Raw genomic sequence first — 17,719 nt, forward strand, 5'->3', positions numbered from 1 at the left:
GTCGGGGCGTCGGCGCCCCGGGCCCGCTCAGAGCAGCGGGACCAGGGCGCCGACGACGCCCGCGGCGACCAGCGCGCTCACCACGCCCCGGCGCAGCGCCAGCAGCCACAGCGCGGCGAGGCCGAGCAGGACGAACTGCCACGGCTCGTGCAGCGACCAGGCCAGCGGCACCGCGGAGCCCGCGATCGCCCCGATGGCCGCGGCGCCCGCGCCGGTGAGGAACGCCTGCGCCCGGCCGTCCTCCCGCAGGCGCGACAACCTCGGCCCGCCCGCGATGACCATCACGAACGACGGCGCGAACGCCACGAACGCGGCCAGCAGCCCGCCGCCGAGCCCGGCGGCGGCGTACCCGACGACCGCGACCGTCTGCACGACCGGTCCCGGCGTGATCTGCCCGAGCGCCACCGCGTTGAGGAACTGCGCGTCCGTCATCCACCCGTAGGTGTGAACGGCGTCCTGCCGCATCAACGGGATGATCACGAAACCGCCGCCGTACGACAGCGCGCCGACCTTCGCCGCCACCCACGCCACCGCGCCCAACCCGCCGCCCGCCGCGGGCAGGGCCAGCACCACCGGCCAGTTCGCCGCCCGACCGGGCGCGCGCACCGCGACCTCCACCAGCCCGGCGGCGACGAGCACGAGCACCAGCCACGGCCCGGTCACCGCCGCCGCCACCGCCCCCAGCAGCAGGTACAACCCCCACCGCGCCCGCGCCACCCGCGCCGCGCCGACCCCGCGGAAACTGCCGGGGATCAACCCCCACGCCGCGTGCAACGCCACCGCGGGCACCGCCGCACCCGCCCCCGCCGCCGCGCCCGTCACCCACGCGGGCGCGTCGTCGGCCAGGAACAGCACCGCCAACGCCAGGATCACCAGCAGGCCCGGCACGATGAAGCACACCCCGCCGACCACCGCCCCGACCGCACCGCGCAACCGCCACGCGCACAGGATCGCGAGCTGCGTGGAAGCGGGCCCGGGCAACAGGTTCGTGACCGCGACGCCGTCCTCGAACTCGCGGTCCGACAGCCACCCCCGCCGCGTCACGCACAGGTCGCGCAACAACGCGATGTGCGCGGGCGGCCCACCGAACCCGACGCACCCGATCCGCCCCCACTCGCGGACGATGGTCCCCAACCCGACCCGACCGCTCACGAGACACCCACCGCCGCCACTCCCGAAGCCGAACGTCACCCCGCCTCCCCCATCCTCTCCTCCCACCACTTCCGGTCGCCCCGGTGGCCGAGGAGTCGGGTGGCGTTACCTTCACCACCGTGAGCGCAGACGACTGGCTGACCGACACCAGGGCTTCCTACGACGCGGTGGCCGACAGCTACCTCGACTTCACGCGCGAGGCGCTGGCCGAGTCCCCGCTCCTGCGCGGCGTCCTGGCCCTGTTCGCCGAGGCCGCCCGCGACGTCGGCGGCCCCGTCGCCGACATCGGCTGCGGACCGGGCCTCATCACGTCCCACCTCCACGGGCTGGGCCTGGACGCGTTCGGCGTCGACCTCTCACCCCGGATGGTCGAACTCGCCGGCCGGCAGCACCCCGACCTGCGGTTCCACATCGGCTCCATGACCGACCTCGCCCTGGCCGACGACTCGGTCGGCGGGGTGCTGGCGTTCTACTCGATCATCCACGTCCCGGACCACGAGGTGCCGGCCGTCCTCGCCCACTTCCGGCGCGTGCTCCGGCCGGGCGGCGTCGTCATGCTGGGCTTCCACGTGGGCGACCGCGTCCGCCTCAAGACCGAGGGCTACGGCGGCCACCCGATGTCGCTGCACGTCCACCGGCGTCCGGTCGAGCGGGTGGCCGGCTGGCTGCGGGACGCGGGCTTCACCATCGAGGCGCAGGTCCTCCTGGGCCCGGACGACGAGGTGCCCGGCGGAATGCTCATCGCCCGGACCGGGTCTTGACCGACCATCCCCGCGCCGAACCGGCCCTGATCGCGCCCACCACCCGCCTCCACCACGCCTGGTTGGCGGCCCGGGACGACTGGGGCCCGGGCGTCCACGAGGACGGCTTCGGCCTGCACCCGTCCGACGAGGTCGACTCACCCCCGGGCTTCGCCGCCTGGGTGGCGCGCCTCACCGACGTGCCCGGCTCGGTGTGCCGCTGGATCGTCGAGGGCGACCGCGTGCTCGGTGGCATCGCGCTGCGGCTCGGTCCCGCCGACCACGTGCGGGTCTTCGGCCACATCGGCTACGGCATCCGCCCGTCCGCTCGGGGGCGGGGTCTGGCCACCTGGGCCTTGGGCCGCATGCTGGTCGAGGCCGGCTCGCTCGGCCTGACCGAGGTGCTGCTGGTCTGCGAAGACCACAACACCGCGTCCGTGAAGACGATCGAGCGCAACGGCGGCACCTTCGACGGCGTCCAGTCCACCGACCTCGGCCCCCTGCGCCGCTACCTGATCACCCTCCGCTGACCTCTCCCCGATGCCCCTGCCCTCTCCTCGCCCTTCCGGCCCTCGAATCGGAGGGCCTGCCCACCCGTGGTCGCCGCCGGCCGCCGTTTTTCCCGGCTAACGTGAGAAATGCGATTCAGGTTGTCTTCGGTTGCATTCTTCGCCCAGTCGAGTGAGCGAAACCTCAAGAATCCACCCCATCGGACCCGAACCAACCCGCCGGGCCCGATTTTACCCGGGCTCGGACCCATAGGCTGGGGTGCCCGTAAGGGCCTCATGTCAAATCGAACCCCAACCCCTCACCTCACGTCACCGGCACGATCCGCGCCGACACCAGCTCGCCCTCCACGACGTCGAGCAACCCGACCGTCCCGTGCGGCTGCCGGCGGCGGTCGGTGGGTGAGCCCGGGTTGAACACGCGCACACCGCCCGCGCCTTCGCCGGTGACGTCCACCGGGATGTGGGAGTGGCCGAACACCACCAGGTCGGCCTCCGGGAACCGGCGGCGCATGCGGGCCGCGCGTCCGACCGCCTGGCCGCTGTCGTGGATCATCGCCACGCGCAGGCCGGCGAGGTCCAGTTCGACCGTCTCGGGCGCGCCCCACTCGGCCACGTCGGGCCCGTCGTTGTTGCCGCGCACGGCGGTCACCGGCGCGTACTGGGCCAGCTCGTCCAGCACGGACGCCACGCAGACGTCCCCCGCGTGCAGGATGACATCCGCGTGGCGCAGGTGTTCCGCCACTTGCGGAGGGCACGACTTCCACCGCCGGGGCCCGTGGGTGTCGGACAGCACGACTACCCGCACGGCGTGACTACCCGCACGGCACGACTGCGCGGATGACCGGCCGGTCGAGTCGGTTCACGTCATCGCCGGGCCCGCGTCGGCGCTCCCGGTCAACTCCTTCAAGAACTCGTGGCACTGCTTGGCGCGCGCGGAGTCCTCTTCCATCACGCGGCGGAAGAAGGCGGCGATCTCGTGCTTGCCCGCGTTCTCCGCGTCCCGCACGTACTGGCCGTAGTCGTGGCCCGCCTTGAGCGCGTGGTACTGCACGGAGATCAGGTCGTAGCTGACGTCGTCGAATCCGGTCTCACCGGTGGCCATGGACCCTCCTCGGTCGGTCGCCCTGTGCGGTACCCGCCATCCGGGCCGTCAACCCACCAAGCCGACCACACCGCCGGACAATCCACCGGATGAACCACGGACGGACCACGAGCGAACCGCCGGACAAACCGCCTGGCGCCCGGACGCGGTCTCGCTGAGTGGCAGGAGTCGGGCATTGCTTGTAGCGTGCGAACCGGGTTGAGACGACAGCCTTGGTCTCGCGCGAGCCATTTCGCCGGCTGGAGGAACCCCCCATGAGGATCGCGGTCGTCTCGGCGCATGCGAACCCGCTGCCCGTTCTCGGAGACGCCGAAGAGGGTGGTCAGGACGTTCAGGTCGCCGATCTTTCGGCGGCGTTGGTCGCGGCCGGGCACGACGTCGTGGTGCACACCCGACGTGACTCCCCTCGCTCACCCGATGTGGTGCGCACCCGGTTCGGTTACGACGTGGTGCACGTCGCCGCCGGGCCGCCGAGTCCGGTTCACCCGGACGAACTGCTGCCTCACCTGGACGAGTTCACCCGGTTCCTGCGGTCGCAGTGGCGGGCCGACCCGCCGGACGTCGTGCACGCCCACTACTGGACGTCGGGGGTGGCGTCGGTGTTGGCCGCCAACGGTCTGGACGTGCCGGTGGTGCAGACGTTCCACTCGCTGGGCGTGATGGCGCAGCAGGCGGGTGACGAGGGCGTGCCGGAGGCCCGGCTGTCCACCGAGCGGCTGATCGGGCGTGAGGCGAGCCGGATCGTGGCCCAGTGCACGGAGGAGAAGACGCAGCTGGTGCACATGGGTGTGCCGCGGGCGCGGGTGGCCGTGGTGCCGCCGGGGGTGGACGTGGAGCGGTTCAAGCCGGACGGTCCTCGGCTGAACCGGCCGTTGCCGCACCGGCTGGTGTCGCCTTCGGGTGGCGCCGAGGACGTGATCACGGCGTTGCGATCGGTGTGGGACACCGAGTTGGTGGTCGTGGGCGGGCGGGCCGAGGAGGTGCGCAGGTTGCGCGAGCACGCGCGGTCGTCGGGCGTCGGTGACCGGGTCCGGTTGGTCGGCCGCGTGCCGCAGGTGGCGATGCCCGCGCTGCTGCGGTCCGCCGACGTGGTGGTCTGCGCCGGGTCGGGCTGCGCCGCCGTCACCCCGCTCGAGGCGATGGCGTGCGGCGTGCCGGTGGTGGCCGCGAGTGTCGGCGGTTCGACGGACACGGTCGTGGACGGTGTCACCGGCCTGCTCGTGCCGCCGAACGACCCGCGGGTGCTGGCCCGCGCGCTGCGCCCGCTGCTGTCCGACGACGCCCGCCGCGACGCCTACGGGATCGCCGCCACCGACCGCGTCGAGGCGAGGTTCAGCACGACCAGGATCGCCATCGAGACGGTCCACGTGTACCGCCAGGCCACGGGCCGCCCGGAGACCTTGGAAGCGTCGATCAGCGACGGCTGACCCCGACCTCTCGTCGCCCACGCGGCCACGCTCGTCGATCCGGGTGTCACACCGGGTCGACGAGCGTCGGTGAGCGTCACGGCCGATAAGCACGCGGGCGGTCGGTCAGGTCGTCCGGCGTGCCGTACGCGCGCAACCGGATGGGCCTCGGCCCCGGTAGGTGATCGCCACCGGGGCCTCGGCCGGTCGGGGTCGGACGGCGGCAGGTACGCCGGCGCGGGCGGAGGCCCCGAGTCGGTGTGTCCCCGGACCCGGACCCGGGTCCGGGTCCGAACTCCGACTCCGACCCCACCGCCGTCGCCTCCCGACTCCACCCGTCCTGCCTCACTCGTCCGGGCTCACCCGTTCCCGGCGACCCGGTTCGGCCGAGCCGTCCGACCCAGCGCGAAGCCGAGCGCGATCATGCCGATGCCGAGCAGCAGGTGCAGCCAGTTGTCGGCGGTGTTCAGCGGCACGAAGTTGGCCGAGCTGTCGTGGTCGACGATCAGCCCGTACAACCACAGCAGCAGGTAGACGACGCCACCCGCGACGAGGTACAGGAACGCGTTGCGCATCGTCCGGGCCATCACCAGGCCGAGGACGCCGAACGCCAGGTGCACGATGTTGTGCAGGATGGACACGGCGAACACGCCGAGCAGCTTGGCGTGCGACTCGTGGCCCGCGAACTGCATCGTGTCGTAGTCGGTGGTGATGCCGGGGATGAACCCGGCGATCCCGACCACGAGGAACACCGCGCCCACCACCGTCGCCGCCAGTTGGACCGGTGTGCGTGTCGTCGCTGTTCCGGGTCTGGACATGTCGACTCCTGTCGCCTCGCGGAAACCCACTTCGGTTGCCGTCCGACTACCCGACGCGCGTGCGGGCAAACGACGCTCACCACGCCGGCAGGTCAGCGCGTGTCAGCGGGGTGGTTCGAACCGGGCCAGCCACGTGGTGAGGATCTGCTCCAACCGCCCGGCGTCGTCGGCGTCGAGGGCGTCGAGCAGCCGCCGCTCGTTGGCCATGTGCTCGGTGAACGCCTGGTCGATCACCTGCTTGCCCGCCTCGGTGAGCGCGACCACGCGCCGCCTGGCGTCGTCCTGCCCCGGCCTGCGGGTCACCAGGCCGTCCCGTTCCAGCCGGTCGATGCGCTTGGTGATCGCGCCCGTGGTCACCATCGTGTGCTGGGCCAGTTCGCCCGGTGCGCGCTCGTACGGGGCGCCCGCCCGGCGCAACGCGGCCAGCACGTCGAACTCGCCCTCACCCAGCCCGTGCCGCCGGTACACGACGGCGAGCTGCTCGGTCAGCACGGCCGCGAGGCGGTGCAGCCTGCCGATGACGCCCTGGGGCGTGACGTCGAGGTCCGGCCGTTCCCGAGCCCATTCGGCCTGGATCCGGGCCACGCGGTCGAGTTCCATGCCACCACACTATCGCTTCCGTGGAAGCTATAGTGTCTTCCGTGGAAACTATCCGGTGGGGCCTGGTCACCGCGATCGCCCCGGTCGCGTGGGGCTCGACGTACTACGTCACCCGCCACTTCCTGCCCGCCGACCACCCGCTGTGGGGCGCGGTGCTGCGCGCGCTCCCCGCCGGCGTGCTGCTGCTCCTCCTGTGCCGCAGACGTCCGCGCGGCGCGTGGTGGTGGCGGTCGCTCGTGCTCGGCACGGTGAACATGGGCGTGTTCTTCACCCTCGTCTACCTCGCCGCGCAACTGCTGCCGACCAGCCTGGCCTCGACGATCATGGCGACGTCGCCGGTCGCGATGATCGCCCTGGCGTGGCCCCTGCTCGGTGAGCGACCCCGCGGTCGGACGGTCCTCGGCGCGCTCACGGGCGTCGCGGGCGTGGTGCTCATGCTCGCCTCGGGCGTGGACGCCGTCGACCCGCTCGGGGTCCTCGTGTCGGTCGCCGCGATGGCGATGTCCGCGTTCGGGCACATCCTCACCAAGCGCTGGGGCGCGGGCACGGACGTGCTGTCGGTGACGTCGTGGCAGCTCGTCGCGGGTGGCGCGGTGCTCGTCGGACCGGCGCTCGCGGTCGAGGGCGCTCCCCCGCCGCTCACCGGCGCCACCCTGCCCGGTTTCGCGTTCGTGTCGGTGGTCGCCACCGCGGTCGCGTTCGTCGCCTGGTTCAGCGGCCTCAGGCACCTGGACGCCGGGACGGTGGGGCTGATCGGCCTGCTCAACCCGGTCACCGGGGTCGTGCTCGGCCTGCTGTCGGCGGGTGAGTCGCTGGGCGCGCACCAGGCGCTGGGGCTGGTGCTCGTGCTGTCCGGCGTGCTGCTCGGGCAGAACACCCGCCCGCCCGCACCGTGCCCGCCCCCGGAGAGGCGGGCACGGCACCGCTCCCGACCCAGCCGAACCCGACCCGGCCGAAGCTGACCCGGCCGAACCTGACCGACTCGGGCTCAGCCCGCCCGGCTCAGCCGGCCCGGTTCTCCCACCACTGCCGGTTCCACGGGCCGCAGTCCCACCACTGCACCCTGCCCTTCCCCCCCAGAATGACGTGAAAGCCCACCGATGCCCCCGGTGGACTGCGACCAAGGCCGACGAAGCCACCCCGCGCAGTCCAGTGTGGTCACTCGAAAGGGGACCCCCATCGCCCGATCGGGCACCCGGTGCTCACGGTTGCGACCGCGCCACCAGCGACCACAAGTAGCTCAACGGCTCGCCGTCGGCCTCGTCGCGCTCCACGAACTCGGTGATCAGGGCGATCATCCGGGCGTTGAGCTCCGCCTGCGACCGCGCGCCGAGGCGCAGCACGCCCCGCGCGGTGTCGCGGTAGGCGTCCGGCCCGGCTTCGAGCACCTCGGCCCGGTGCGCGGCGAGCATCGCCAGGTCCACCCGCTGGACCAGGCCCTCGCCCTCGACGTCGACCAACCCGAGCCGCCACGTGCGGCCGGTCGACCGGTACGGCCGTTCCAGCGCGCCGCGCGCGCCGCTGCGCACCGGGTCGGCGGTCAGGAAGTCCTGCTTCACCAGTGCCCGCACGTGCCGCAGCACGGTCGCCGGGGCGACGCCGAGCCGGTCCGCCAGCTCCTTGTTCGTCAACGCCCGGTCCCAGCACAACCGCAGGATGCGCCAGCGCAACGGGTGTGCGAGCGCCTTGAGCTCCTCGACCGTGGCGTCGCGGGCGGGGTGGTCAGACGGGGCCGGCACGCCGCAGAGGCTAGCCCACCCCCGTCTTGCCGCCCCCGCCGGTGATTTGATTCACTGACATCGATTGCACAATCTGAAATCACTTGGGGGCGGCGTGGACGGACCGGCGCGGCAGGTGGACGAGGCGCTCGACGGGACGGCGGGCTGGACCGACTTCGAGTGGCTGACCGGCGCGGAGCCCAGCCCGGACGGCCGGGGCCTGGTGTACATCAGCGACGCCTCCGGCCGGCCGCAGCCGTGGGTGTCGACCCTGGACGGGCCCCCTCGTCACGTGGAGGTGGCCGGGTCGGTCCGCCGGTGCGTCTGGCGGCCCGACGGGACGCGGCTGCTGGTGCTGACCGACCCGGACGGCGGCGAGGACCACCGGCTGGCCGAGATCGACCCCGGGACGGGCGAGGTGCGGTGGCTGGTCGCCGAGGACGGGGTGCGGTGCGAGATCGGCACGCCGCACGGCAGCAACGGGCGGCCCTACAGCCCGGACGGCGCGCTGCTCGCCTACGCGTCCAACGCCCGCGACCGCGAGGTGTTCGACGTGCTGGTGCGCGACCTGCGCACCGGCGACGAGCGGATCGTGCTGCCCGGCGACGACCGCTACCTGCCGATCGGCTTCTCCCCCGACGCGCGGCTGCTGCTCGTGCTGCGGCTGCACCAGAACACCGAGCAGGACCTGTTCGCGTGCGACCTCGCCACCGGCGAGGTCCGGCTGCTCACCCCGCACGACGGCCCGGCGAAGTACCACCCGTTCGCGTGGCTGCCCGACTCGTCCGGCGTCTACCTGTGCACCACCCAGGGCCGGGACTTCCTCGGTCTCGCCACGCTGTCCCTGGACGGTGAGCTGACCTGGCTCGACACCCCCGAGTCCGACGTGGAGGGCGGCGCCCTCTCACCGGACGGCACGCGGCTGGCGTGGGGCCTCAACGAGGACGGGTACACCTGGCTGCGGTGGGCGGACGTCGGCGGCCCGCCCGCCGACGTCGCCGGGCTGCCGCGCGGTGTCGCGGTCACCGAGTTCGGCCTCGACGGCTTCGCGCCGCGGTTCACCGCGTCCGGGGAGCTGCTGGTGCAGCTCGGCCGGCCGGACGGCGCGACCGACCTGTTCCTGGCGGACCTGCCGCGCGGCGAGGCCCGGCAGCTCACCGACTGCGGCGCGCGGTTGCCGGACGCGGTCGTGCCGCCGACGCTCGTCCACGCGACCAGCGCCGACGGCGAAACCGTGCCGTGCCTGCTGTACCGGCCGCCGTCGGCGGGCGCGGACCGGGCGACGCCGGTGGTGGTGAGCGTCCACGGTGGACCCGAGTACCAGGCGAAGCCGGTGTTCGACCCGCTGGTGCAGTCGCTGCTGGCGCGGGGCATCGGCGTGCTGGCGCCGAACTTCCGCGGCTCGTCCGGCTACGGGCTGCGCTACCAGCGGCTGATCTACCGCGACTGGGGCGGCGGGGACCTGGCCGACCTGGAGGCGTCGGCGCGGCTGCTGGACGACGTGCCGTGGGCGGACCCGACGCGGCTGGGGGTGCACGGCGCGTCGTACGGCGGGTTCGCCGCGCTGTCGTGCCTGACCAGGTTGCCGCACCTGTGGCGGGCGGGGGTGAGCGAGTGCGGGCCGTCGGACCTGCTCAGCGACATCGAGGGGTTCCCGCCGACCTGGCGCAAGCGGGCGGTGGACTGGATCGGCGATCCCGACGACCCGGCGGACGTGGCCGTCCTCACCGAGCGCAGCCCGCTCGGCAACGCGCACCGGCTCACCGCGCCGGTGCTGCTGATGCACGGCGAGAACGACGCCAACGTCGACCCGGCGGAGTCCGAGCGGATGTACGGCAGGCTGCGTGAGCTGGGCAAACCGACGCGGCTCGTGCTGCACCCCGGTGTCGGGCACGAGTGGGCCCGGGAAGGGCTCGCCGCCACCATCGGGCTGATCGTCTCCTGGTTCGCCGACCACCTCCGCTGACGACCCCGCACGCACCCCGGCGCGAACCTCCCCGGCCGGCCGGCCGCCACCTCCGGCGGCCCGGCCCCGCTCGGGTCAGGACAGGGTCAGCAGCAGGTGCAGGCCGACCAGCAGGCCGCACGTGACGGTGTGCACGACCGGGTTCTGCGCCAGCAGGGCGGCGAACTCCCGCAGGAACGCGCTGGGCAGGAAGTACCACGCCGTCGGCGCGCCGATGATCTGCATGCGCAGCCGCAGCCGCCGGGCCAGCACGGCGGCGCGGAAGACGTGGAAGTTGTTGGTCACCGCGACCGCGCGGCCGGTCCACTCCCGGTCGGCGAGGAGCTTCGCGCTGTACTCCAGGTTCTGCTCGGTCGTCGTCGCGCGGTCCTCCAGGACGATCAGCCCGTCCGGCACGTCCCGGCGCAGCAGGTACTCGCGCATCGCCGCCGCCTCGGACACCACCTCACCCGGGCCCTGCCCGCCGGAGACGACGAGCAGCGGCGTGCGGCCCGCGGCCACCTCCCGGCGGTACAGGTGCAGGCCGCGGTCCAGCCGGGCGGCCAGCAGCGGCGGCACCCGGTCGCCGATCAGGCCCGCGCCGAGCACGACGATCGCGTCGAACCCCGTGCGGCGACCCACGCTGCCGTACACGATCGAGTACAGCAGCAGGCTGACGAACAGGAACGCGACGTAGGCCGAGACGATCAGCAGCGACCCGATCACCGCGTCGACCACCGGCCCGGTGTGCGCGGTGGCGAACCCGAACGCGACCACCAGGCCGAAGATGGCGAGCCCGGCGAGCAACGAGAGCAGGTTCGCCAGGCCGAGACCTTCGCGGCGCAGCATCAGCACGCCGTTGGCGACCAACGCGCTCGGCAGCACGAAACCCAGCCCCAGCAGCAGGGCCACGAACGCGTAGCCGACGGCGACGGCGGCCCACCCGCCCGTCGCCGAGGCCCGGAACACCAGCCACAGCAGCAGGAGCACCAGCGTCACGCCGAGCCACACGGCGTTGCCGAGGCGCCGCCGGTCCCGGACGACGCCGACCACGAAGAACAGGGCGGGCACGAGCGCCGCGATCCCGAAGATCATGCCGGCCAATGTAGACGGCCGGTCATCCGAAGTCGTCGTCCCCGAGGGCGCTGTCGCGGTCCGACGCCTCCTGCCCGGGCAGCACGGTGGCGAGGTAGGAGCGCAGCGCGGCGGTGGTGCCCACGTCGCGGCCCGCGTTCTCGGACAGGAACCAGCGGTGCACCAGCACCTCGTGGAACAGCTCCGCCGGCGCCAGCACGCCGAGCAGGTCGGGCGGCACGGCGGCGACCACCGGGTCGTAGACCTCGTTGCGCCACAGGTGACCGGCGGTGGTCTCGGGCACGGGCGCGCCGTCGCGCTGCTCCAGGTAGGCGCGGAACGAGCGCAGGTCGTTGAGCAGGCGCCTGGCCTGGCCCTCCTGCACCTCCAGGCCGGTGAGCTTGAACAGCTCGCGGCGGCTCTGGCCGATCTCGGCGACCCGGATGTCCACCCGCAGCCGCGCGCCGCTGTCCGAGGTGACCAGCTCGACCTCGTCCACGTCGAAGCCGAGGTCGTTGAGCCGGCGCAGGCGCTCGGCGACCCGGTAGCGCTGCTCGTCGAGCTGGAAGAACTCCTCGCGGGTCACCTCGTCCCACAGCGCGGCGTAGCGGCGGGGCACGCTGTCGGCGATCTCGATCGGGTCGATGTCGGAGGGCAGCAGGCCGCCTGCTTCGAGGTCCATCAGCTCACCGCCGATGCGCTCGCGGGCCAGGTCCACGTCGTAGGTGCGCTGACCGGCGGAGAGCTGCGGGTGCCGCTCGACGGTCTCGGCGTCCACCAGGTAGGCGGCCAGGTTGCCCGCGTCGAGCCGGAACAGCGTGTTCGACAGCGAGCAGTCGCCCCAGAACGTGCCGGACAGGTGCAGCCGCACCAGCAGCTCGACCAGCACGTCCACCAGGCGCTCGGCCGAGTGCTCGCCGCGCGGGCTGGAGAACAGGTAGCGGTAGGACATCGAGTGGTCGAGGTAGCGGGTGACCAGGATGGCCTGCTGGTCGTCCGGGCGGTCGACGCACAGCCCGAGCACCGCCACGGAGGGCATGCCCTCGCCCTCCAGGTCGCCGAGCACGGCGTACTCGTGGCGGGCCAGCGACTCGGCGATCTCCTTGAGCGCGTACACGCGGCCCTCGCTGGCGACGAACCGCACGACGTGCCGCGAGATGCCCCGCTGCGGGACGGTCAGCAGCAGCTTCTCGTCCCACTCCTCCAACGGCTGGGCCCACGGCAGGGTGAGCAGCCCACCGGCCTCGCTGGCGGGTGGGCGGAAGAGGAATCGCATGTGCTCCCCGTGGCTGGTGCGCGGCGGACGACGCCGAAACTACCTCGTCGCGGTGTCGTCGAGCCACGCGATGTGTCCTGGTCGTCACGATCCAGAAAGAGGGCGGCCCCGCCCGGTGGCCGCCGTCCGGGGTGGAGGGATACTGCCCGGTGTGGACGCTGGCGGAGTGCGACGGGTCGACGGGCGGACGCGGGTCGGGCTGGTCGGGGTCGGCGCCATCGCCCGGACGCACCTGGAGGTGCTCGCCGAGCGGTCCGAGGTGGACCTCGTGTTCACCGTCGACCCGCGCGCCGAGCCGCCGATGTTCCGGGGCGCGACCCCCGCGCACCACCGGGACCTCGACGACGCGCTGGCGGCGCACCGACCGCACCTGGTGGTGGTCGCCACGCCGGCCGACTCGCACGCCGACCTCGCCGCGGCCGTGTTGACCGGCTCCGACGCGCGGGTGCTGGTGGAGAAACCGCTGGCGCCGGACCCGGCGTCGGTGGACCGGCTGCGCGGCGTGGCCGGCTCGCACGGCCGGCTGTTCACCGCGCACCACTTCGCGTTCTCGCCGGAGGTGCGGTGGGCGGCCGACCTGGTGGCCGCCCACCCGGAGTGGGGGCCGGTCACCGCCGTCACGTCGGCGTTCAACGACCCGTACGTGCTCAAGGGCGAGCAGGCGTTCACGTCCTACCTCTCGGCGTGGACGGACTCGGGCATCAACCAGCTCACCGTCCTGGCCCGCCTCGTGCGGGTCGACGAGGTGACGTCGCTGCGGGACGAGCGCACGAGCTGCTGGGCGGTGGCGTCGTTCCGGTCGCGCGGCGCGGTGGGCGAGGCCCGGTTGCACACGAGTTGGCGCACCGGCGCGAGCAGCAAGTCCACCGCCTTCACCTGCGGTGACGTGGAGGTGTGGCTGGATCACACGGCGATGACCGGGTTCGCGTTCCGCGGCGGCGAGCTGCTGGCCGAGCACGGCGGTGACGGCCGCACGCCGCGCAAGGTCGCGCACTACCGCCCGCTGTACGCGAGCCTGCTGTCCGACCGGCCGGACCCGATCCTCGGTCTCGCCGCCGCCGCGTCCCTGACCGACCTGCACGCCACCGCCGGCCGGCGGTCGTGAGCGGGGAGCCCGCGCCTCCGCGCCCGGTGGCCGGCCGGGCCGGGCAGTAGCCCACCCCACCCGGCGCGGTGGCGCAGGTCACACCCGGGTGGTGCAACGTGGGACGTCCTCCGAGGGGTTTCCCGTCCGCGACGGAAACCAGGGAGCGGCGGAAGGGAGCGACGTGCCGGCCGACTACGACCAGTTCGTCACCGAGCGGCTTGATCGACTACTGCGGTACGCCACGGCGTTGACGTGCGACAAGCACCTCGCCCAGGACATCGTCCAGGACGTGCTGCTGCGCGCGCGGCAGAAGTGGGCGCGGATCGGCGCGGTCGACGTGCCCCACCTGTACGTCAAGCGGATGGTGACCAACGAGTACCTGTCGTGGCGTCGCCGCCGGGCGGCCCGGGACGTGTCCGCCACCCACGTCGTGCTCGACGACCTGGCGCCCGCCGTGGCCGACCCGGCCGTGCGCCACGCCGAACGGGACGCGATGCGCGCCCGGATCGCCGTGCTGCCGCGCAAGCAGCGGGCCGCGCTCGTGCTGCGCTACTACGAGGACAGCAGCGACGCCGAGATCGCCGGAATCCTGGGCTGCGCGGAGGGAACCGTCCGCAGCCACATCTCCCGCGCGCTGCACACGCTGCGGGTCAACGAGAACGCGCCGTCGGAGGTGCTGCGATGACCGACACCCGGCAGGAAGCCCTCATCCGCGACGCGATCGCGGCCGAGGCGGGCCAGGCCGTCGACCACCGGACCGTGCTGGCCACCCTGCGCGGCGGGCGGACCCGGCGGCGGCCCTTCGCGCTGTTCGCCGCGGCCGGGCTGACCGTCGCCGCCGCGGTCGTCGCGGTGGTCGTGCCGCTGACCGTGGACCGCGGCGCGGCGCCGCCGGCCACCGACCCGGCCGCGCCACCGGTGACCACGACCGCGCGGACCGTGCTGCTGGTCGGCCTGGACGGGTCGGCGAACACCGACTCCGCAATGCTGGCGAGGGTCGGCGCGGACGGCTCGGTGAGCGCGGCGGCGCTGCCCCGCGACGTCCTGGTCGACATCCCCGGGGTGGGCCGGGGGAGGCTGAGCTCGGCCTACGCGCGGGCCCACGCGGCGGCGCGGGCCGACGGGCGTGACGGCGACCTGGCGGGCGCGCAGTCGCTCGTCCGGACCGTCGAGGCGCTGACCGGTGTGGCGGTCGACCACTACGCGGTGGTCGACGTGGCGGCGTTCGGCGCGCTGTCCGACGCGGTCGGCGGTGTGCCCGTCTGCCTCAGGCGCCCGGTCCGCGACGAGCTCTCCGGCGTCGACCTGCCCGCCGGGCCGCAGTCGATCTCGGGCGCCCAGGCGCCGGCGTTCCTGCGGCAGCGTGAAGGGCTCGCCAACGGCGACCTCGACCGGATCGTGCGGCAGCTGGCGTTCCTGCGGTCGCTGGCGGGCGAGCTGGCCGAGGCCGGGCCCGCGGAGATCGCCCGGCTGGCGCGGGTGACGGCGACCGGCGTGCGCGTCGACCCCGGGCTGGACGTGCTCGAACTCGCCGGGCGGCTCACCCCCGCCGTGCGGACCGCGATCATCCCGCTCGGCGACGAGGTCGACACCGACGGGGGCCAGGCCCGCCGGGTCGACCCGGCGGCGGTGCGGGCGTTCATGGCCGGGTTCTTCGCCGACGGCGCCACCGGCGCGCCCACCGGCGGCCACTCCGTCCCGCTGCCCGCCACGGAGACCGAGAAGCCCGGCCGGACGCCGCCGCCCGTCGACTGCGTGCGCTGACCCGGCTACAGCGGCAGCGGCTCGGTGATCTGCAGGCCGGCGTCCACGCTCGCCACCAGCAGCTCCACCTGGTGGGGCGAGTGGACGCCGGCCCAGCTGCGCAACGGGACGAGGAAGTCGGCCAGGTCGCGCTGCGCGGCGCGCAGCATCGCGGGCAGCGCGGTCCTGGGCAGGTCCACGTGCGGCACGTCGCGCCCTTCGGCCACCCACACGCGGACCACGTCCACGCCGACGTGCTCGACCCACGGCGCGGGCGGGCGGCCGAGGTCGACGGGCGCGCGGTGCAGCGCGTGCAGCCACGTGCGCCACTCGAACAGGTCGGTGCCGACGGGTTCGACGCGCACCCCGTCGCCGCCGTCGAGCAGCAGCCCGCCGAGCCCGCACAAGGTGTCGAAGCCGATCAGCTCGTGCACCGCCGCCGCCGCGGTCCGGGCGTCCCGGCCGCCGCTGTGCAGGTACAGCGTGCAGAGCACCGAGCCGACCTCGTCCTGCCCCACCGTCCCGTCCAGGTGCAGCCAGCCGCCGTCGCCGCCGGACACCGGCCACAGGTCGAAGCTCTCCGGCGCGTACCTGGTGATCACTGGCGAGAACCGGGCCACGTTCCCGAGGCTAGTGCGCGATCGCCCCGGCGACAGGGGCCGCCGGGGCGATCATGGTTCTCCAACTGCCGGTAGGGCTGGCCCTACCCCTGCTCGGCCCGCCACACCCGGTACTCGCGCATGCCGTAGAGCAGCGGCAGGTGGCCGTGCTCCTGCGCGACCTGGAACGCCTCGCCGAACACCACCGTGTGGTCGCCGACGGTCTCGGTCCGGCTGACCCGGCAGTCGACCACCGCGTGCGCGTCCCGCACCAGGTGCGGCCCGCCCCCGCTCGGCGGCACGAGCCACGGGACCAGGTCGAAGCGGTCCGGCGCGCCGGAGGCGAACAGCTCCGCGACGGGTTTGGCGTCGCCGTGCAGGAAGTTCACCGCGAACGCGCCGCGGGCCACCACCGCGTCCAGGGTCGGGCTGCCGTTGCGCAGGCAGACCAGCAGCGTCGGCGGCGACAACGTCACGCTGCACACCGAGGAGACGGTCATGCCGCGCGGCGAGTCGTCCTCGCCGGTCGTGGTGACGACCGCGACACCGGTCGGGAAGTGCGACATCAGGGTGCGGAACTCCGCGATCTCGATCGCGGGCAGCGACTGGGTCATGACCTGCTCCCGGGCAACTCGGGTACCGGCACGGGCTTCGGAGCGCGGGTGCGTTCGATGATCGAGAGCAGCGGACCGGTCATGCCGGTGGTCGCCAACGCCATCACCACGAGGGCCAGGAACAGCTGCACGGACAGCAGCCCGGCGCTGTACCCGGCTTGCAGCACGACGATCTCGGTCAGGCCGCGGGTGTTCACCAGCACGCCGACCGTCATCGCCGTGCGACGGTCCTGACCGGCCAACCGCCCGCCCAGGTAACCGCCGCCGACCTTGCCGACGACGGCCAGCGCGATGGCGACGGCGATCGCGGTCCACGGCACCGAGCCGCGCGGCGCGTTCGCCACGCCCATGCCCGCCACCACGAAGAACACCGGCACCAGCAGCCGGCCGGTCGACGTGACGGCCCGCACGGCCCCGGCCCACACGCCGCCGGGGATCGCGAGGCCGACCACGAACGAGCCGAACACGGCGGTCAGGCCCCAGTGCTCGAACTGGAACGCCACCAGCAGCGCCACCCCGGCGATGCCGGCGCCGGTGGCGCGGGGGAAGCGCCCGGCCGCCGACACGGGCACCCGGGAGCGCAGCAGGACGCGCCCGACGACGGTCACCGCGACACCGAGGGCGACCAGGACCAGGGACACCACGAGACCGCCGGAGATGCCGACGGCCACCACGAGCAGCACCCAGGCCGCCGAGTCGGTGACCACGGCGGCGGCCATGGCGAGCTTGCCCGCCGGGCTGTCGACCATGCCGCGGTCCTCCAGCACGCGGGCCAGCACGGGCACGGCGGTCACGCTCAACGCGACCGCGATCATCAGCACCAGCGCGGGCACCGGCGCGTCGCCGCGCAGGTCCGGGTCGGCCAACCAGACCACCCACGCGGCCATCACCAGGCCGGTGAGCAGGGCGGGCACGAACGAGCCCGCGGTCACCCAGCCGACCGCGCGGGCGCCGAGGCCGGAGCCGCCGTGCCGCAGCTCGTGCGCCACGCCGACCAGGAACAGCACCAGGCCGATCTGGCCGATCACCTTCAGCGGGCCGACCACGTCGGTGGGCAGCACCGCGGCGAGGGTCGGCGTCCCGCCGACCGCGAGGACCGCGGGCACCACCAGGATGCCCGCCAGGATCTCGCCGACGACCTCGGGCTGGCGCGCGGCGCGCGCCGCGACCCGACCCGAGTACGCCGCGACCAGCACTACCGCCAGCACGGCTGCCACGTGCCCCACCCGCAACAGGACCTCGGTCACGGTCGCGCCCCCGGTGACCGGGGGACGTGGTGTCTGGTCATCGACAGCGCGCGGCTGCCCGCGAAGTTGCGGATGCGCATGGTCACGGC

At 73.8% G+C, this 17,719-nt stretch carries 19 protein-coding genes; 8 read left to right on the forward strand and 11 right to left on the reverse strand.

All coding sequences use genetic code 11. The features are described from left to right. Positions 1-27: 27 nt before the first annotated feature. Positions 28-1,152, reverse strand: a complete 1,125-nt coding sequence (gene chrA, locus EDD40_RS06940) for a chromate efflux transporter (RefSeq protein WP_123742153.1) — start codon at positions 1,150-1,152, stop codon at positions 28-30. 119 nt (positions 1,153-1,271) lie between these two features. Here chrA and EDD40_RS06945 point away from each other — a divergent pair, with 119 nt between their 5' ends. Both EDD40_RS06945 and EDD40_RS06950 read left to right on the forward strand, forming a co-directional pair. Beyond that, on the forward strand, positions 1,272-1,913 hold the full coding sequence (locus EDD40_RS06945) for a class I SAM-dependent DNA methyltransferase (protein ID WP_123747824.1): 642 nt from the start codon (positions 1,272-1,274) through the stop codon (positions 1,911-1,913). Further along, positions 1,910-2,422 (forward strand): GNAT family N-acetyltransferase, encoded by a 513-nt coding sequence (locus tag EDD40_RS06950; RefSeq protein WP_123742154.1) that lies wholly within the window; start codon positions 1,910-1,912, stop codon positions 2,420-2,422. The genes EDD40_RS06945 and EDD40_RS06950 overlap by 4 nt, the downstream gene beginning before the upstream one ends. A 283-nt stretch (positions 2,423-2,705) precedes the next feature. Here the strand turns inward: EDD40_RS06950 and EDD40_RS06955 are convergent, their stop codons facing one another. Next, on the reverse strand, positions 2,706-3,206 hold the full coding sequence (locus EDD40_RS06955; protein ID WP_123742155.1) for a metallophosphoesterase family protein: 501 nt from the start codon (positions 3,204-3,206) through the stop codon (positions 2,706-2,708). Positions 3,207-3,260: 54 nt separating this feature from the next. Next, positions 3,261-3,503, reverse strand: a complete 243-nt coding sequence (locus tag EDD40_RS06960) for an acyl carrier protein (RefSeq protein WP_123742156.1) — start codon at positions 3,501-3,503, stop codon at positions 3,261-3,263. Between the two features lie 254 nt (positions 3,504-3,757). On the opposite strand from EDD40_RS06960, the gene EDD40_RS06965 reads away from it, so the two are divergent. Continuing rightward, on the forward strand, positions 3,758-4,930 hold the full coding sequence (locus tag EDD40_RS06965) for a glycosyltransferase (RefSeq protein ID WP_123742157.1): 1,173 nt from the start codon (positions 3,758-3,760) through the stop codon (positions 4,928-4,930). A 338-nt stretch (positions 4,931-5,268) separates the two neighbouring features. On the opposite strand, the gene EDD40_RS06970 is transcribed toward EDD40_RS06965, so the two are convergent. Beyond that, positions 5,269-5,727 (reverse strand): DUF4383 domain-containing protein, encoded by a 459-nt coding sequence (locus EDD40_RS06970; RefSeq protein WP_123742158.1) that lies wholly within the window; start codon positions 5,725-5,727, stop codon positions 5,269-5,271. 102 nt (positions 5,728-5,829) lie between these two features. Then, positions 5,830-6,327 carry a MarR family winged helix-turn-helix transcriptional regulator gene (locus EDD40_RS06975; protein ID WP_123742159.1) on the reverse strand — a complete coding sequence of 166 codons (498 nt, stop codon included), beginning with the start codon at positions 6,325-6,327 and terminating at the stop codon, positions 5,830-5,832. A 41-nt stretch (positions 6,328-6,368) separates the two neighbouring features. On the opposite strand from EDD40_RS06975, the gene EDD40_RS06980 reads away from it, so the two are divergent. Next, the gene (locus EDD40_RS06980; protein ID WP_246037495.1) at positions 6,369-7,289 is read left to right on the forward strand and encodes a DMT family transporter; all 921 of its coding nucleotides are present in this window, start codon (positions 6,369-6,371) and stop codon (positions 7,287-7,289) included. 240 nt (positions 7,290-7,529) lie between these two features. Here the strand turns inward: EDD40_RS06980 and EDD40_RS06985 are convergent, their stop codons facing one another. Next, positions 7,530-8,066, reverse strand: coding sequence for an ArsR/SmtB family transcription factor (locus EDD40_RS06985; protein WP_123742161.1), 537 nt, complete (start codon positions 8,064-8,066; stop codon positions 7,530-7,532). A gap of 94 nt (positions 8,067-8,160) precedes the next feature. Between EDD40_RS06985 and EDD40_RS06990 the strand changes: the two genes are divergently transcribed. Continuing rightward, positions 8,161-10,011: a S9 family peptidase gene (locus EDD40_RS06990; protein ID WP_123742162.1), complete on the forward strand. Its 1,851-nt coding sequence runs from the start codon at positions 8,161-8,163 to the stop codon at positions 10,009-10,011. Positions 10,012-10,086: 75 nt separating this feature from the next. Here the strand turns inward: EDD40_RS06990 and EDD40_RS06995 are convergent, their stop codons facing one another. Continuing rightward, positions 10,087-11,085: a YdcF family protein gene (locus EDD40_RS06995; protein ID WP_123742163.1), complete on the reverse strand. Its 999-nt coding sequence runs from the start codon at positions 11,083-11,085 to the stop codon at positions 10,087-10,089. Between the two features lie 22 nt (positions 11,086-11,107). Next, entirely contained in the window at positions 11,108-12,340 is a 1,233-nt protein-coding gene (locus EDD40_RS07000) for a DUF4032 domain-containing protein (protein WP_123742164.1), read from the reverse strand. 151 nt (positions 12,341-12,491) lie between these two features. Between EDD40_RS07000 and EDD40_RS40950 the strand changes: the two genes are divergently transcribed. The 3 genes from EDD40_RS40950 (at position 12,492) to EDD40_RS07025 (ending at position 15,191) form a co-directional block, all read left to right on the forward strand. Continuing rightward, on the forward strand, positions 12,492-13,445 hold the full coding sequence (locus EDD40_RS40950) for a Gfo/Idh/MocA family protein (RefSeq protein WP_170184981.1): 954 nt from the start codon (positions 12,492-12,494) through the stop codon (positions 13,443-13,445). A 163-nt stretch (positions 13,446-13,608) separates the two neighbouring features. Next, entirely contained in the window at positions 13,609-14,112 is a 504-nt protein-coding gene (locus tag EDD40_RS07020; RefSeq protein WP_123742167.1) for a SigE family RNA polymerase sigma factor, read from the forward strand. Further along, complete coding sequence (locus EDD40_RS07025; RefSeq protein ID WP_123742168.1) at positions 14,109-15,191, forward strand: LCP family protein; 1,083 nt, start codon at positions 14,109-14,111, stop codon at positions 15,189-15,191. Before EDD40_RS07020 ends, EDD40_RS07025 begins: the two co-directional genes overlap by 4 nt. Positions 15,192-15,196: 5 nt before the next feature. On the opposite strand, the gene EDD40_RS07030 is transcribed toward EDD40_RS07025, so the two are convergent. The 3 genes from EDD40_RS07030 to EDD40_RS07040 form a co-directional block, all read right to left on the reverse strand. Next, complete coding sequence (locus EDD40_RS07030; protein ID WP_148088711.1) at positions 15,197-15,790, reverse strand: hypothetical protein; 594 nt, start codon at positions 15,788-15,790, stop codon at positions 15,197-15,199. 83 nt (positions 15,791-15,873) lie between these two features. Beyond that, the gene (locus tag EDD40_RS07035) at positions 15,874-16,383 is read right to left on the reverse strand and encodes a flavin reductase family protein (RefSeq protein WP_123742170.1); all 510 of its coding nucleotides are present in this window, start codon (positions 16,381-16,383) and stop codon (positions 15,874-15,876) included. Then, positions 16,380-17,630: a cation:proton antiporter gene (locus EDD40_RS07040; RefSeq protein ID WP_123742171.1), complete on the reverse strand. Its 1,251-nt coding sequence runs from the start codon at positions 17,628-17,630 to the stop codon at positions 16,380-16,382. The genes EDD40_RS07035 and EDD40_RS07040 overlap by 4 nt, the downstream gene beginning before the upstream one ends. Positions 17,631-17,719 lie beyond the last annotated feature (89 nt).

This window comes from Saccharothrix texasensis, from assembly GCF_003752005.1.
Classification (GTDB): domain Bacteria; phylum Actinomycetota; class Actinomycetes; order Mycobacteriales; family Pseudonocardiaceae; genus Actinosynnema; species Actinosynnema texasense.

Excerpts from the sequence above, each read along its gene's own strand:
- EDD40_RS06960 (WP_123742156.1), bottom strand. The coding sequence starts at position 3,503 with ATGGCCACCGGTGAGACCGGATTCGACGACGTCAGCTACGACCTGATC.
- EDD40_RS06965 (WP_123742157.1), top strand. The coding sequence starts at position 3,758 with ATGAGGATCGCGGTCGTCTCGGCGCATGCGAACCCGCTGCCCGTTCTC.
- EDD40_RS06970 (WP_123742158.1), bottom strand. The coding sequence starts at position 5,727 with ATGTCCAGACCCGGAACAGCGACGACACGCACACCGGTCCAACTGGCG.
- EDD40_RS06975 (WP_123742159.1), bottom strand. The coding sequence starts at position 6,327 with ATGGAACTCGACCGCGTGGCCCGGATCCAGGCCGAATGGGCTCGGGAA.
- EDD40_RS06995 (WP_123742163.1), bottom strand. The coding sequence starts at position 11,085 with ATGATCTTCGGGATCGCGGCGCTCGTGCCCGCCCTGTTCTTCGTGGTC.
- EDD40_RS07000 (WP_123742164.1), bottom strand. The coding sequence starts at position 12,340 with ATGCGATTCCTCTTCCGCCCACCCGCCAGCGAGGCCGGTGGGCTGCTC.
- EDD40_RS07025 (WP_123742168.1), top strand. The coding sequence starts at position 14,109 with ATGACCGACACCCGGCAGGAAGCCCTCATCCGCGACGCGATCGCGGCC.
- EDD40_RS07035 (WP_123742170.1), bottom strand. The coding sequence starts at position 16,383 with ATGACCCAGTCGCTGCCCGCGATCGAGATCGCGGAGTTCCGCACCCTG.